Raw genomic sequence first — 14213 nt, forward strand, 5'->3', positions numbered from 1 at the left:
CGCTCCCACAGGGATTTTCAGTGGGCAAAAGAACTGTGTTTGGCCCAACACCAATGTAGGAGCAGTCTCGCTCCTGCAGTCAGCGGTGGCCGGAGATGCATTTTCGTTCAATGACCGTCCACAAGACGTGGCAATCCCAAGGAATTGCCCTCGCGCAAAACCTCCGGCAACAAGGCATCGGGAAACCCCTGGTAAGCCACCGGGCGCAGGAAGCGCTCGATGGCGGTCATGCCCACCGAGGTGAAGCGGCTGTCCGAGGTGGCCGGAAACGGCCCGCCATGCACAGTGGCAAAACACACTTCCTGCGGATGGGCGAAGGCGTTGACCACGATGCGCCCGGTGCGTCGCTCCAGGGTTGGCAGCAGGCGACGGGCCAGTGGCATGTCGTCCTGTTCAAGGTGCAGGGTCGCGCTGAGTTGCCCCTTGAAGGCGCGCGCTACCCGTAACAGCTCTGCTTCATCCCGGACCTTCACCAGCAGCGCGGACGGGCCGAATACCTCCTGGGAAAGCGCCGGCTCGGCGAGAAAATGTTCGCCCTCGACTTCGAACAGCGCCGAACGGCCATCGACTTCAGCGGTGGCGGTCGAGCCCACGGCGACGAGGCGGGCGCCGGCGTTTTCCAGGGTGCGCAGCCCGTTCAGATAGGCCCCATGGATGCCCGGTGTCAGCATCGTGCGCGCCGGTGCTGCGCTCACGCGTTGGCTCATGGCGTGGCGCAGTGCTGCAAACCCTGCGCCTTCGACAGCCAGCAGGATCGCCGGCTTGAGGCAGGCTTGCCCGACGTTGACCAGCATGCGCTCGACAAAACCATCGCCAATCGCCGCGCCGCGTTCGGCCAGTGCCCGGGGCAGGATGAAGGTCGGGTTGACGCTGGTCATTTCGGCGAAGACCGGAATCGGCTCGGGACGCAATTGCGCACGCCGATACAGCGCCATGCCACCCTGTTCGGAACCGGTGAAGGTCACGGCCTTGATCAGCGGATGATCGACCAGCGCTTCGCCGATGGCATTGCCGCCGCCACGCACCATGGAGAACACGCCTTCGGGCAATCCGCAGTCTTGCACCGCCTGGCGGATCGCCCGGGCCTGGATTTCCGAGGCGCCCGGATGCGCGTTGTGCGCCTTGAGAATGACGGTCGATCCCGCCGCCAGCGCCGACGCGGTATCGCCACCGGCCACCGAATAGGCGATGGGGAAGTTGCTCGCACCGAAAATCGCCACCGGGCCGATGGCGATTTTTTGCAGGCGATGATCCATGCGCGGGCGTGGCTGGCGCTCGGGTTGCGCCGGGTCGATGGCCAGTTGCAGGAAACGCCCCTTGCGCACCACATCGGCAAACTGGCGGAACTGGGTGGCCGCCTTGATGGCCTCGCCTTCGAGTTGCGCCTCGGGCACACCGGTTTCCAGGGCGGCCCGCGCCGCCAGCGCCGCGCGAACGCGGTCGAGGTTGTCGGCGATGCGTTCGAGAAACGCCGCCCGCACGGCGAGCGAGGTATGGCTGTACACATCGAATGCTTCATCGGCCAGGGTCGCCGCCCGGTCGACATCAGCCACGCTGCCCAATGCGAACGCCGGTTCAATCGGCTGGTTGGTCGCGGGATTGAGCGCCTTCAGGGTGCCTTCGCTGGCGCCGATATCTCGGGCGCCGATCAGCAGGTTGCCGGTCAACTGCATCACGCACCTGCCTGTGCCAGAGCGGCAACCAGTTCATCGGTGGTCAGGATGGCGTGGGCGAAGGTCGGGCCGTTCAGCTCATGGGCCGAATGCATCATCTCCGGCTTGAAGGCCGCGGTCGCGTCGCGTACCAGGGTGACGTGATAGCCGAGTTCCTGAGCGTAACGGGCGGTGGCCTCGATGCAGGTGTTGGCCAGCAGGCCGACGATGATCACGTGGGTGATACCCTTTTGCTTGAGGCGAAAATCGAGGTCGGTATTGGCAAAGCCGCTGGAGCCCCAATGTTCCTGAACGATGATGTCGCCGTCCTGCGGCGCGAAGTCGGGGTGCCATTCGCCGCCCCATTCCCCGCGGGCGAAGTGGTGCATGTGCATGATCTTGCACTGGGTGGGGCTTGGGTGATCCCAGTTTTCGTAGTCGCCTTTTTCCCAGCGGTGGTGCGGTACGATGACCACTGGAATGTCGAGCCCGCGAACGGTGCGATCAAGCGTACGCAGGTTGTCGAGCAGGCCGACTCGCGTGGCAATGGGCTCGATCAAGGGGTAGATCTTTCCGCCTTCCGACAGGAAATCGTTGTAGGGGTCGACCAGCAGGTAGGCCGTCCGATCAAGAGGGTAGGTGGCGTTGGACATGGCGGTGCTCCGCAAGATAATCCGTGGATGTTGAAGTGTAGTTGCCAGCAATTCACGTAGATATGATAATCATAGTAACTAGGCAAGAGGCAATACCGCATGTCGGTGAAAGCAACCGTTTCTGAAACCCTGTGCCCGATTTCCCGGGCCGAAGCCGTCGTGGGCGACCGCTGGACGGTGCTGGTGCTGCGTGAGTTGTTCATGGGCAGTCATCGCTTCGATGAAATCCAGGCGCAGACCGGCGGTACGCCGCAAATGGTCGCGGCGCGCTTGAAGAGCATGGAGGCCGACGGGCTCCTGGAGCGACGTGCCTACAGCGAACGGCCCAAACGCTACGAATACCACCTCACGGAAAAGGGCGATGCGTTCTACTCGGTAGTGCTGGCGCTGCGGGCCTGGGGCGAAACCTGGTGCAAGTCGCCCGGGGAAGGTTTGGCGGTGGTCTATACCCACCGCAGTTGCGGCGAGCCCGCCGGGCTCGGACCGCTGTGCGCCCATTGCGGGCAGCCCTTGCGCCGCGCAGACCTGATCAGTGAACCGAGTGCCGCCTATGTCGCCGAACGCAGCGCCCGGCGCGAAGCGTTCAAGGCCTAGCGGCGGGTTTGTATCTGCAGGTATCCGCAACGCCCACCGTTACCCGGGCATACAAAACCGGGGTTTCCAGACACCCTGGCGATACACGACGGCCTTCAAATGCAACCACCGGCACCGTGTCATTTTCGGCGCGGCTGGCCAGGGTTCAACTGGAGGAAAGGCAATGTTGCGCATCAACACCCGTCACACCATCGGCAAGCTGGGCATTGCCCTGGCCGCCGCAGGGCTTGCGACCTTCGCAAGCTTCTCTCAAGCCCAGGCGGCACAGCCGGCTCCGGCAGTGAAAAACTGGCAGCAAGGGCTGCATCGCACCGACCTGCTGCGCGAAGACCTCGGCGCCGCCGATCGCGAAGTCACTCAGGTGCTCGTGGACTTCGATCCGGGCGTGACATCACCCAAACACGCTCACCCTGGCGTAGAAGTGGCGCACGTGATCAGCGGTACCTTCGAGTATCAGCTGGAAGGGCGGGCACCGGTGACGCTCAAGGCCGGTGATTCATTGTACATCCCCGAAGGCGTCGCCCATGTGGCGAAGAACGTAGGCCAGGACAAGGCCTCGGAACTGGCAACCTACATCGCCAGGAAAGGCCAGCCGCTGCTGATCCTCAAGGAGTAGGAGAACTGTAGGAGCGAGCCTGCTCGCGATGGTCGTTAACGATAACGCGTGCTTACTGGCTAAACGCGGCGCTCTCTAGACCATCGCGAGCAAGCTCGCTCCCACAACAACAACAACAACGATTGCGGTGTTCAGAAAGCCTGGCCTGACCGGTATTGAGACGTCAGGCCAGGCTTTTCCGCGTCGGTCAAACCAGATTGATCTCGACGTCGATATTGCCGCGAGTCGCTTTGGAATACGGGCAAGTCTGATGCGCCAGTTCCACCACGCTGCGTGCGATGGCCGGGTCCAGGCCCGGCAGGCTGACATTCAGACGGGCCTGAAGGAAGAAAGCGTTTTCGGACTTGCCCAGATCGATTTCGGCATCCACCGCCACGTCGCTCGGCAACGCCACTTTCAGCGCGACGCACGCCTTGCCCATCGCCCCGATGAAACAGGCCGACCAACCCGCCGCCAGCAGTTGCTCAGGATTGGTGCCGGCGCCCGAACCTCCGGGAGGCGAAAGCTTGATGTCCAGGCGTCCATCGGTGCTGCGCGCCTGACCGTCGCGGCCGCCGGTGGTGTGGGTCTTGCCGGTGTACAGCACGGTATCGATTGCATTGATCATGGTGGTATTTCCTGTCAGTGGGTCGCGGGAATGCTCGGAAAACCTGCGCTTTCCGATGCGCCCCACTTTTTCATTTCCATGTACTGCCCATATGTCCTGAACCTGGGGAATGTGTATCGCTGTGTAGGGTGGCCGGGGGGACATACAGTTCGATACAAACCGCTGGAATGCGCGCGGCGCCGGAGTTATTGACTGCAAACCTCCCACACACAACCGCGCAGCCAGCGATGGGCCGGGTCGGCGTCCATGCGCGGGTGCCACAGCATCGACACCGTGATCGGCGGCGTGGGGAAGGGCAACGCAAAGCAATGCATGCCCTGGCACAGGTTGCCGACGTGCCGCTGCGGCACGCTGGCGACCAGGTCTGAAGCCCGCGCCAATGCAATCGCGGATGAAAAACCGGCGACGAGGGTGATGATCTCCCGCTTCAGTCCCAACTCATTCAAGGCGTCGTCCATCACGCCTTTTTCGTGGCCTCGGCGTGAAACCAGGATGTGCCGGGCCTCGGCATAACGCACCGGTGTGACTTCACCTTGGGCCAGTGGATGACCCTCGCGCACCACGCCAATGAAGCGGTCGCGAAACAGCATCCGGGTCCGCACTTCCGGGCTGGTGGATTCGTCGATCACGCCGGTTTCCAGGTCGACCGAACCGTCGCGCAGCAGGGTGCTGTCCTTGTTCAGCTTCTGCACGAAATTCAGGCGGACACCGGGGGCCTCGCGGTGGATGCGGGCGATCAGTGGCGCGCCGAAATTTTCCACGAAGCCGTCGCTGGTGCGCAGGGTGAAGGTGCGTGCCAGTTGAGCGAGATCGAGTGCCTCGGCGGGGCGCAGGACGGATTCGGCGTCCTGTACGAGCAGCCCGACGCGTTCACGCAACTCCAGCGCTCGGGGTGTGGGGACGAGCCCGCGTCCGGCCCGCACCAGCAACGGATCGCCCGTGGTTTCGCGCAACCGTGCCAGCGCCCGGCTCATGGCCGACGGGCTCAGGCGCAAACGCTGTGCGGCGCGGGCCACGCTGCCTTCCTCCAGTAATACGTTCAGGGTGATCAGCAGATTGAGGTCTGGCATTGAATCAATTCCTGTGGGAGTTGGCCTGTGGTGAGAGGGGCTTGTGGTGAGGGGCCTGTAGTGAGTGACCTGTGGCGAGGGGGCTTGCCCCCGTTTGAGTGCGTAGCACTCACAAAGATCTTTGGTGCATCAGAGATTTTGGGGCTGCTTCGCAACCCAACGGGGGCAAGCCCCCTCGCCACAGGTCCCTCACCACAAGCCCCCCCTCACTACAGGCCCGCTCCCACACTGGGTTGTGGCTATATGGCGTTTGGTGCATGTATTCAGTGCAAACGCTGCGTCTTCCGCCATGTTATGGCTGGGCTTAGGCTCCAGACAACCTGTTTGCGGAGTCGCGAGAAAATGAAGTCCCTATCGATTCGGGGCGCGCTGGCCAGCCTGTCGCTGTCCATGCTGCTGTCATCCCTGGGCACGAGCATTGCCAACGTGGGTCTACCGACACTGGCCGCCGCGTTCTCGGCCTCCTTCCAGCAAGTGCAATGGGTGGTGCTCGCTTACCTGCTGGCGATCACGGCGCTGATCGTCAGTGTCGGGCGGCTCGGCGACATCATTGGCCGTCGGCGTTTGTTGTTGATCGGGATGGGTGTGTTTACCGCCGCTTCAGTCCTGTGCGCCGTCTCTTCCAGTCTCGGATTGCTGATTGCCGCCCGGGCCCTGCAGGGCATCGGCGCGGCCATCATGATGGCGTTGACCCTGGCGCTGGTGAGCGGGGCGGTGCCCAAGGCAAAACTGGGCAGTGCGATGGGCCTGCTCGGCACGATGTCGGCAATTGGCACCTCGCTCGGCCCGACCCTCGGCGGATTTCTGATTGCCAATTTCGGGTGGCAGGCGATTTTTCTGCTCAATGTGCCCTTGGGTGTTTTGGTGATGGGCCTCGCGCAGCGTTTTCTACCGAAAGATGGCCCGGAGAAAAGGGCGGACCGAGCGGGTTTCGATGTCCTCGGCACCCTGGTACTGGTGTTGACACTGCTGGCCTATGCGCTGGCGATGACCCTCGGGCGCGGCCGTTTTGCGCCGCTGAACCTGGCACTGCTGCTGGTGGCCGTGGTGGGGTCGGGCGTGTTTGTGTTCGTCGAGCGCAGCGCCGGGTCGCCACTGGTTCGACTGACGATGTTTCGCAATGTGCAGCTGAGCGCAGGTTTCGCCATGAGCCTGCTGGTGACGACCGTGGTCATGGCCTCCCTGGTGGTGGGGCCGTTTTATCTCACCGGCGCACTGGCGCTGAACGCAGCGAGCGTTGGCCTGGTGATGTCGACGGGGCCACTGGTCGCCGCACTGGTCGGGGTCCCGGCGGGTCGATGGGTCGACAGCTTGGGCGCACATCGATCCGGCACGCTCGGATTGCTGGCCATGCTGACCGGCGCTTGCCTCCTGCCCGCCGTGCCGACGGGCTTCGGCGCGCTCGGCTACATCGTGCCACTGGCGCTCATGACCGCCGGTTATGCGCTGTTCCAGGCGGCCAACAATACCGCCGTGCTGGCGGCCATCGCGCCGCAAGAGCGCGGCGTGGTCTCCGGTCTGCTCGGGTTGTCGCGCAATCTGGGCCTGATCACCGGCGCTGGCGTGCTGGGCGCCGTGTTCGCCTTCGGCACGGCCAGCCACGATGTTTTGCAGGCGCCACCTGAGGCCATCGCGCAGGGGATGCGCTTGACGTTTGCGGTAGCGGCGGGGCTGATCTGCATCGCCCTGGCGATTGGCGCGGTCAGCAAAATCCTTTCACGGCGCCTGATCGCGTCGTGCTGAAAAACGGCGCGACTGTCGTGAAAACGACCTGTTTGCGCTGAACGCGAAGCCTTGTGAGTTTTCTGTTGAACGAGTGTTCAGTCTGGACTATGTTGAGGGCCACCTTCCCCCGGCTGGTTGCGGGCTTGCGTTTCTTCAATTCGAACGAGGCACTGGCATGCGGTTTTCACCCTTTGTAGAGCGGATCAGTGGCCAAGGCGTTGCCGCCTGGGATATTCACTACGCGGCCAACGCGGCACAGCGCAACGGCGAGGACGTGATCATCCTCAGCGTCGGCGACCCGGATTTTCCCACCCCGGATTTCATCACCGATGCCGCCATCCACGCCTTGCGCGAAGGGGATACCCACTACACCGAAATCGCCGGCCGCCAGGCCTTGCGCGAAGCCATCGCCGGCCGCTACAGTCAGTTGATCGACCGCGAACTGCAGGCGTCGAACATCATTCTCACCGCCGGTGCGCAGAACGCCTTGTTCGCCACCTCGATGTGCCTGCTCGGTGCCGGCGACGAAGTGATCGCCTTCGACCCGATGTACGTCACCTACGAAGCCACGCTCAAGGCGTCCGGCGCCACGCTGATGCGGGTGCCCTGTGCGGCAGACTCGGGTTTTCGCCTCGATGCCGCCGTGTTGGCCAAGGCCATCACCCCGCGCACCCGGGCGATTTTCTTCTCCAACCCGAACAACCCCACCGGTGTGGTACTGGGTCGCGAAGAGCTGCAAGCCATCGCCGACCTGGCCATCGCCCATGACCTGTGGGTGGTGGTGGACGAGGTCTACGAGAGCCTCGCCTACGAACGCGAACACCTGAGCCTGGCGGCGTTGCCGGGCATGGCCGAGCGCTGCGTGGTGATCGGCAGCCTTTCGAAATCCCATGCCATGACCGGTTGGCGTATCGGCTGGGTCGTGGCCAACGAAGCCCTGGTCAACCATGTCGAAACCCTGGTGCTGAGCATGCTGTACGGCTTGCCCGGTTTCGTCATGGAAGCGGCGCTCAAGGCCGTGCAGTCCCATGATGAAGTCACCCACGGCATGCGCGAGATCTATCGCCGGCGCCGCGACCTGGTGGTGTCCGGCCTGGCCGATTGCCCGGGCATCAGCGTGCTCAACCCCGATGCCGGTATGTTCGTGCTGGTGGATGTGCGCGGCACCGGCCTGACCTCGCTGGAATTCGCCTGGCGCCTGCTGCGCGAGGCCGGTGTCTCGGTACTGGATGCCGCGGCATTCGGTGAGCCTGCCCAGGGTTTTGTGCGGCTTTCGTTCACCCTCAGCGAAGAGCGACTGGCCCAAGCCTGTCAGCGCATTCGCGGCTTTGTCCAGGTACTCAACGGTGAAGCGCCGAGGCCGGTGATCGGCACCGTGACCAGTACCGCAACCGTCGAACCGACTGCGGCCAGGACCATGATCGAGGTCGATCGCCTGCACAAACGCTTCGGCAATATCGAAGTGCTCAAGGGCGTATCCCTGACCGCCCGCGAGGGCGAGGTGATCTCCCTGATCGGTGCCAGCGGCTCGGGCAAAAGTACCTTGCTGCGCTGCATCAACATGCTCGAAGTGCCGGACCAGGGCCGCATCCTGGTCGATGGCGAAAGCATTCACCTCAACCAGAATCGTCCCGGCGCACCGCTGGTGTCGGACGCCAAACAGCTGGTGCGCATCAGGTCGAGCCTGGGCATGGTGTTCCAGAACTTCAACCTCTGGCCCCATCGCACGGTGCTGGAAAACCTCATCGAAGCGCCGACCCAGGTCCTGCGTGAAAGCCGTGCGGAGGCCACCGAACGGGCCGAAGCCCTGCTCGAACGCGTCGGGCTTGCGGCCAAGCGCAACGAGTACCCGGCGTTTCTCTCCGGGGGACAGCAACAACGGGTGGCCATCGCCCGGGCCCTGGCCATGCGGCCCAAGGTCATGCTGTTCGATGAACCCACCTCGGCACTCGACCCGGAACTGGTCGGGGAAGTGCTGCGGGTGATCCGCTCCCTCGCCGAAGAAGGCCGGACCATGATCCTGGTGACTCATGAAATGGCTTTCGCACGCGATGTCTCTTCCAAAGTCGCCTTCCTGCATCAAGGGCTGATCGAGGAAACCGGTTCGCCGGACGAAGTGTTCGTACACCCACGCAGCGAGCGTTGCCGGCAATTCGTCAACGCTCATCAGACTCGCTAACTCATCATAAAAAGACGGGAAAACAACATGGGAAATCGACGTTTTGCAAACTGGTTGACCGGTGCAGCCTGCGTACTGCTGGCCGGCATGAGCGCGGCTCAGGCACAGCCGATCCGTTTCGCGGTGGCCGCCGAACCCTATCCGCCGTACACCGAAAAGCAGGCCAACGGTGAGTGGAAGGGCTTTGAAGTCGACCTGATCCACAAGCTGTGCAGCGAAATGAAAGCCGATTGCGAGATCAAGGAAGTGGCGTGGGACGGCATCATTCCGTCGCTGCTGGCGAAGAAGATCGACGTGATCTTTTCCTCGATGTCGGTGACCGAAGAACGGGAAAAACAGATCGCCTTCAGCAAGGCCTACTACGATTCGGCGATTGCCGTCGTCGGCCCGAAAGAGACGTCGGTGAAGAAGTACCCGGATGACCTCAAGGGCAAGATCATCGGCGTGCAGAACTCGACCGTGAGCGCCAGTTACCTGAAGACCTACTACGAAAAAATCGCCGACGTTAAGTACTACGACACTCAGGACTCGGCCAACGCCGACCTGATTGCCGGGCGCATCGACCTGATGATGGCCGACGGCACCGCCATGGCTTCGTTCGTCAAGACCCCGGATGCCAAGGACCTGGCCTACCTCGGCACCGTGCCCTATGACCCGATCTTCGGCAAAGGCGTAGGCGCCGGCCTGCGCAAGGACGACACCGAACTCAAGGCCAAACTCGACAAGGCCATCCAGGAGTTGCTGGCGAGCAAGGACTACGACGAGCTGTCCCAGAGCTACTTCGGCACCAGCGTGAAGCCGGCGTTCTGATAACTGGCTAAACGCAAGTCCTGAGGAAAAGCAGATCCCTGTGGGAGCGAGCTTGCTCGCGATAGCGGTGGTTCAGTCAGCATTGATATTGACTGGCATGGCCTCATCGCGAGCAAGCTCGCTCCCACAGAATCCGGCGGTGTGTTCATGACCGCATACTGGAGACTGAAATGCCGGCAATGTTCGATCTGATCAATTTCACCGAACAGGGATGGGGCAGTGCGCTGTTGAAGGGGCTCTGGATGACCCTGCAGATTTCCGCCGGGGCCTTTGTGCTCGGGCTGGCCATCGGGCTGGTGGTGGCGTGCCTCAAGCTGGGTGCGCCAAAGCCCATTGCAGCGCTGATGCGCGGCTACACCACCTTGTTCCGCGCGGTGCCGGAGTTGCTGCTGATTCTGTTGCTGTACTACGTCGGCTCCATGCTCCTCAATTCGCTGATGACCAAACTCGGGTACGGCGTGGTGAACGTCAGCGGCCCGCTGGCGGCCATCGTCGTGCTGGGACTGGTGCAGGGTGCCTACGCCTCGGAGATTTTCCGCGCGGCGATCCAGGCGATTCCCTTCGGCCAGATCGAAGCGGCCAAGGCGTTCGGCCTCAACGGTTTCGGTCTGTTCCGCCGGGTCACGCTGCCGATCATGGCGCCTTACGCCATGGCCGGGATGGCCAACCTGTGGATCAACCTGATCAAGGACAGCGCGCTGATCAGCGTGGTCGGCACCAACGAGCTGCTGTACACCGCCAAGCAAGGCGCGGGTTCGACGCGCCACTATCTGTTGTTCTACCTCACGGCTGCCGCGCTGTACTACGCGGTGACCTTGGCGTCGAACTATCTTTCGGGACGGTTGGAGCGACGTATTCGTCGCTGGATGCCTCTTGTTGACTGAACCGGCAGAGAGAATGAAATGATTCCAGCGTGGATAGTTGAATACGGGGCGCTGTTGGGCCGGGGGCTGCAAACCACCCTCATCATTCTGTTGGTCTCCAGTGTGTTCGGTTACCTGCTGGCGGTGCTGGTGGCGCTGGCGCGGATCTCGAAAAACAAGGTGATCGCCAAGGTCAGCCTGTTCTACACCAGCGTCACGCGCGGCACGCCGTTGCTGATCCAGATCTACATCTACTACTACGGGCTGGGCAGCCTGTTTGCCCAGTTCCCGCTGATTCGTGGCAGCTTCCTCTGGCCGTACCTGCGCGATGGCTACTGGTACATCGTGTTCGCCCTGGTGGTGTCGATGGGGGCCTATGTCGGCGAAGTGATTCGCGGTGGCCTGCTGGCGGTGCCCAAGGGCGAGATGGAGGCCGCGTCGGCCTTTGGCATGACCGCGCGCCAGTCGTTGCTGCGGGTGCGCTTGCCCCGGTCCCTGCGCCTGCTGTTGCCGACCCTGGCGGGGGAGACCGTGATGCTGCTCAAGTCCACGGCATTGGCTTCGACCATCGCCGTGATCGACCTGCTCGGCGCCGCCAACGTGGTCCGCGCGCAAACCCTGCAAGTGTACGAACCTCTGTTGCTGGTGGCCGGTGTCTACGTCTGCCTGACCTTCCTGATCGAAGCGCTGTTTGCCTTCGCCGAGCGGCGCGGAACGCCTGTGCGCAGGTCGGCCTGATGAGCTCGTCGAAAGTCGACCGCTCGCTGCAGGGCATTGGCCTGTGCACCCTGGGCTATGCGTTCCTGTCGTTGCAGGATGCGGTCATCAAGTGGCTGGTGGCCGATTATTCGGTGGTCACCATTCTGTTCTGGCGCGCCGCCGTGGTGGTCGTGGCCGTGCTGCTGGCGGGGCGTTCGCGGGTTATCCAGCGCGCCTGGCATTCACCGAGCCGGCGCCTGCTGGTGGTGCGCGGCTTGCTGTCGATAGTGGCCTGGGTGCTGTACTACACAGCGGCCCGGGACCTGACCCTGGCCGAGATGACCACCCTGTATTTTTCCGCGCCGATCATGGTCACGGTGCTGGCGGCGGTGATCCTCAAGGAGCGCGCCAGCGGCTGGCAGTGGTTCAGCCTGATCGTCGGATTCGTCGGGGTGGTCATTGCCTGTCGCCCCGACCACATGACCGAGCCGTTGCCGATCGTCCTGACCCTGCTGGCGGCGATGTGCTGGGCGTTCACCTACATCCAGCTGCGTCAGGTGGATGACCAGACCTCCGTGCTGGAGCAGATGCTGATCACCAACGTGGTGTTCGTGATTTGCATGGCGGTGGCCCTGCCGTGGACTTACACACCTTCGCCGACACCGGCCTGGCTGGGCATGCTCGGCGCCGGCCTGGTGGGCGGCATCGGCCAGTTCCTGCTGTTCGCCAGTTTCCGCCGCGCCACCGCGACCTTGCTCGCACCGTTCGAATACACCGGCTTGATCTGGGCGTTTGCCCTGTCGAGCCTGGTCTGGGGCACGCTGATGGACACGTCACTGATGATCGGCGCCGGGCTGATCGCCGTCAGCGGCACCCTGGCGATGATCTTCGGCCGGCACCCGTCACAGGACGTCGTCGGTGCTGAATGCTCCGTGACGCAGCCCCTTTATCCAGCAACGGCAGATATGCAGTCCGTTGGCGGCGCTGAAAGTCTCGGGGTTCAGGCACCACTCGAGCCAGAGACCGTCGAGCATCGCCGATAGGCCGATGGCGGCCAGGCGCGTGTCGTGAATCTCGAAGCCTTCGCTGGCCGCCAGCTCATCGAGCAATTGGCTGAGCAGATTGATGTAGGCGCGGTAGGTTTTTTCATGGGACTGGCTGACGTGTTCGGAGTGACGGATCAGGCTCCAGAACACCACCCACACCCCGAGCAGTTTCGGGTCCATGACCCTGGGCGAGAACGAGCCGACCAGGAAGGCATCGATCTTCTGCGCAGGTGTCTCGGCCTGTTCGATTTCCTGGAGCAGGGCAGTGGTCAGCTCGCTCGCGAGCCGCTGGTAGGTGTCGGCAATCAATGCCTCGATGCTGCCGAAGTGATGGTTGAGCAAACCCACGGACACCCCGGCTTCGGTGGCGATGCGCCGCACGGAAATCCCGGCGTGACCGTCGCGGCCCAGGCAGCGCAGGGTGGCCGCTACCAGCATTTCGCGGCGGTCTTCGGGTTCGGCGCGACGGTTTTTCGGGGCATCGGTTGTCACAAGGCTGTCCCTGGATGAGCTTTCACGTTGTCGAGCTTAGTTGAACGCCTGTTCAATCACCAGCCTCGGCAGCCGCGATAAAGCGTTTTTCAACGGTCATGACAGGAGGGAAAACCAATGCCGCAGGATATTTCGTTCAGTGTCAGCAACAACAACGGCGATGCCGTTCGGGTCGGCGCCTGGCGCTATGCCGGCGACGGCAGCGGGCCGAACGTGCACCTGCAGGCCGGGGTGCATGCCGATGAAATCGCCGGGATGCTGGTCCTGCATGTGCTGATGCAACGGCTACAGATCGCCGAAGCCCAGGGCCGGCTCAAGGGCCAGGTGACCGTGGTGCCACAAGCCAATCCCCTAGGCATCGGCCAGTTTCGCCAGGGCCGGATTCTCGGGCGTTACCACGACGCGACCGGGCACAACTTCAATCGCGCGTTCGATCAGTCGGCGGCCATGGCGCGACCTTCGACCTGCGTCCAGCAATGGCAAAAAAAACTGGTGCAACTGGCTGCCCCGGCCGACGTGATGCTCGACCTGCACACCGACGACGAAGCCCTGCCGTACCTCTACGTGCACCGCAGTTTCTGGCCCCGCGGTCGCGAGCTGGCGGCGGCGATGAAAATGGACGTGGCGATCATCTGGGATGACGGAGGCGATGGTTCCTTCGAAGAAACCATCATCGCCCCGTGGATACGCGACGGCGTCACAGCAGGGCGCATGGCCGCGACCCTCGAGCTGCGCGGGCAGGGCGACGTCAACGACCGCTTCGCCGAGTCGGATGCCGAAGGGCTGTACCACTGGCTGTGCGGTTACGGCGTCATCGACGAGTCCGTGGCGCCTGCAGACTGGCCTGTCGAAGCCGTGGAAATGGGCCACATGGAAACCATCATCGCCCCGCAACCCGGCGTGCTGATCTTCGAAAAAGAGCTGGGGGATTTCGTCGAAGAAGGGCAGCGCTTTGCCCGAATCCTCAGAACCCCGGGTGACCCGACTTCCGAAGTGGTGCTGCATGCCGAACAAGCAGGGCGCCTGGTCACGCGCTATCGCGACCGACTGATCGCCCAGGGCATGGGCGTAGCGAAATTCACCGGCAGCCGGGTGTCGCGTCACTGGAGCGGCGGCTTACTCGACCCGAACTAGCCAACATCAACCACACACCCCCTGTGGCGAGGGAGCTTGCTCCCGCTGGGCCGCGAAGCGGCCCCCGCTTTTC

Annotated in this window: 13 protein-coding genes and 1 pseudogene; 9 read left to right on the forward strand and 5 right to left on the reverse strand. The window is 63.1% G+C overall.

The genetic code is table 11. From position 1 onward, the window contains the following. Window positions 1-107: 107 nt before the first annotated feature. Window positions 108-1673, reverse strand: a complete 1566-nt coding sequence (locus PMI26_RS07030) for an aldehyde dehydrogenase (NADP(+)) (RefSeq protein WP_007977768.1) — start codon at window positions 1671-1673, stop codon at window positions 108-110. Continuing rightward, on the reverse strand, window positions 1673-2305 hold the full coding sequence (locus tag PMI26_RS07025) for an isochorismatase family cysteine hydrolase (protein WP_007977770.1): 633 nt from the start codon (window positions 2303-2305) through the stop codon (window positions 1673-1675). Before PMI26_RS07025 ends, PMI26_RS07030 begins: the two co-directional genes overlap by 1 nt. 99 nt (window positions 2306-2404) lie before the next feature. Between PMI26_RS07025 and PMI26_RS07020 the strand changes: the two genes are divergently transcribed. Together PMI26_RS07020 and PMI26_RS07015 are read left to right on the forward strand one after the other, a co-directional pair. Then, window positions 2405-2899, forward strand: coding sequence for a winged helix-turn-helix transcriptional regulator (locus PMI26_RS07020; protein WP_007977772.1), 495 nt, complete (start codon window positions 2405-2407; stop codon window positions 2897-2899). 163 nt (window positions 2900-3062) lie between these two features. Beyond that, window positions 3063-3515 (forward strand): cupin domain-containing protein, encoded by a 453-nt coding sequence (locus PMI26_RS07015; protein WP_007977773.1) that lies wholly within the window; start codon window positions 3063-3065, stop codon window positions 3513-3515. Window positions 3516-3702: 187 nt separating this feature from the next. Here the strand turns inward: PMI26_RS07015 and PMI26_RS07010 are convergent, their stop codons facing one another. Further along, a complete protein-coding gene (locus tag PMI26_RS07010) occupies window positions 3703-4122 on the reverse strand; it encodes an organic hydroperoxide resistance protein (protein ID WP_007977775.1) in 420 nt (139 codons plus the stop codon). 185 nt (window positions 4123-4307) lie between these two features. After that, window positions 4308-5192, reverse strand: coding sequence for a LysR family transcriptional regulator (locus tag PMI26_RS07005; RefSeq protein WP_007977777.1), 885 nt, complete (start codon window positions 5190-5192; stop codon window positions 4308-4310). A gap of 342 nt (window positions 5193-5534) precedes the next feature. On the opposite strand from PMI26_RS07005, the gene PMI26_RS07000 reads away from it, so the two are divergent. The 6 genes from PMI26_RS07000 to PMI26_RS06975 all read left to right on the forward strand — a co-directional run bounded on the left by PMI26_RS07000 (window position 5535) and on the right by PMI26_RS06975 (window position 12511). Continuing rightward, window positions 5535-6935, forward strand: coding sequence for an MFS transporter (locus tag PMI26_RS07000; RefSeq protein WP_007977779.1), 1401 nt, complete (start codon window positions 5535-5537; stop codon window positions 6933-6935). A 157-nt stretch (window positions 6936-7092) separates the two neighbouring features. Further along, window positions 7093-9096 (forward strand): aminotransferase class I/II-fold pyridoxal phosphate-dependent enzyme, encoded by a 2004-nt coding sequence (locus PMI26_RS32135; RefSeq protein WP_007977782.1) that lies wholly within the window; start codon window positions 7093-7095, stop codon window positions 9094-9096. Window positions 9097-9123: 27 nt separating this feature from the next. Beyond that, window positions 9124-9906, forward strand: a complete 783-nt coding sequence (locus PMI26_RS06990; protein WP_007977783.1) for a transporter substrate-binding domain-containing protein — start codon at window positions 9124-9126, stop codon at window positions 9904-9906. A gap of 170 nt (window positions 9907-10076) precedes the next feature. Then, a complete protein-coding gene (locus PMI26_RS06985) occupies window positions 10077-10790 on the forward strand; it encodes an ABC transporter permease (protein ID WP_007977785.1) in 714 nt (237 codons plus the stop codon). 18 nt (window positions 10791-10808) lie between these two features. Then, window positions 10809-11507 carry an ABC transporter permease subunit gene (locus PMI26_RS06980; RefSeq protein ID WP_007977787.1) on the forward strand — a complete coding sequence of 233 codons (699 nt, stop codon included), beginning with the start codon at window positions 10809-10811 and terminating at the stop codon, window positions 11505-11507. Continuing rightward, entirely contained in the window at window positions 11507-12511 is a 1005-nt protein-coding gene (locus tag PMI26_RS06975; protein WP_007977789.1) for a DMT family transporter, read from the forward strand. The genes PMI26_RS06980 and PMI26_RS06975 overlap by 1 nt, the downstream gene beginning before the upstream one ends. On the opposite strand, the pseudogene PMI26_RS31980 reads toward PMI26_RS06975, so the two are convergent. Next, a pseudogene (locus PMI26_RS31980) lies at window positions 12467-12952 on the reverse strand (TetR family transcriptional regulator C-terminal domain-containing protein); the annotation flags it as partial. The gene PMI26_RS06975 and the pseudogene PMI26_RS31980 sit on opposite strands and share 45 nt — an antisense overlap. A 171-nt stretch (window positions 12953-13123) precedes the next feature. On the opposite strand from PMI26_RS31980, the gene PMI26_RS06965 reads away from it, so the two are divergent. Beyond that, complete coding sequence (locus PMI26_RS06965) at window positions 13124-14140, forward strand: succinylglutamate desuccinylase/aspartoacylase domain-containing protein (protein WP_007977793.1); 1017 nt, start codon at window positions 13124-13126, stop codon at window positions 14138-14140. Window positions 14141-14213 lie beyond the last annotated feature (73 nt).

The organism is Pseudomonas sp. GM33 (assembly GCF_000282295.1).
Classification (GTDB): domain Bacteria; phylum Pseudomonadota; class Gammaproteobacteria; order Pseudomonadales; family Pseudomonadaceae; genus Aquipseudomonas; species Aquipseudomonas laurylsulfatiphila.

Excerpts from the sequence above, each read along its gene's own strand:
- PMI26_RS07030 (WP_007977768.1), bottom strand. The coding sequence starts at position 1,673 with ATGCAGTTGACCGGCAACCTGCTGATCGGCGCCCGAGATATCGGCGCC.
- PMI26_RS07025 (WP_007977770.1), bottom strand. The coding sequence starts at position 2,305 with ATGTCCAACGCCACCTACCCTCTTGATCGGACGGCCTACCTGCTGGTC.
- PMI26_RS07020 (WP_007977772.1), top strand. The coding sequence starts at position 2,405 with ATGTCGGTGAAAGCAACCGTTTCTGAAACCCTGTGCCCGATTTCCCGG.
- PMI26_RS07015 (WP_007977773.1), top strand. The coding sequence starts at position 3,063 with ATGTTGCGCATCAACACCCGTCACACCATCGGCAAGCTGGGCATTGCC.
- PMI26_RS07010 (WP_007977775.1), bottom strand. The coding sequence starts at position 4,122 with ATGATCAATGCAATCGATACCGTGCTGTACACCGGCAAGACCCACACC.
- PMI26_RS07005 (WP_007977777.1), bottom strand. The coding sequence starts at position 5,192 with ATGCCAGACCTCAATCTGCTGATCACCCTGAACGTATTACTGGAGGAA.
- PMI26_RS07000 (WP_007977779.1), top strand. The coding sequence starts at position 5,535 with ATGAAGTCCCTATCGATTCGGGGCGCGCTGGCCAGCCTGTCGCTGTCC.
- PMI26_RS32135 (WP_007977782.1), top strand. The coding sequence starts at position 7,093 with ATGCGGTTTTCACCCTTTGTAGAGCGGATCAGTGGCCAAGGCGTTGCC.
- PMI26_RS06990 (WP_007977783.1), top strand. The coding sequence starts at position 9,124 with ATGGGAAATCGACGTTTTGCAAACTGGTTGACCGGTGCAGCCTGCGTA.
- PMI26_RS06985 (WP_007977785.1), top strand. The coding sequence starts at position 10,077 with ATGCCGGCAATGTTCGATCTGATCAATTTCACCGAACAGGGATGGGGC.
- PMI26_RS06980 (WP_007977787.1), top strand. The coding sequence starts at position 10,809 with ATGATTCCAGCGTGGATAGTTGAATACGGGGCGCTGTTGGGCCGGGGG.
- PMI26_RS06975 (WP_007977789.1), top strand. The coding sequence starts at position 11,507 with ATGAGCTCGTCGAAAGTCGACCGCTCGCTGCAGGGCATTGGCCTGTGC.
- PMI26_RS06965 (WP_007977793.1), top strand. The coding sequence starts at position 13,124 with ATGCCGCAGGATATTTCGTTCAGTGTCAGCAACAACAACGGCGATGCC.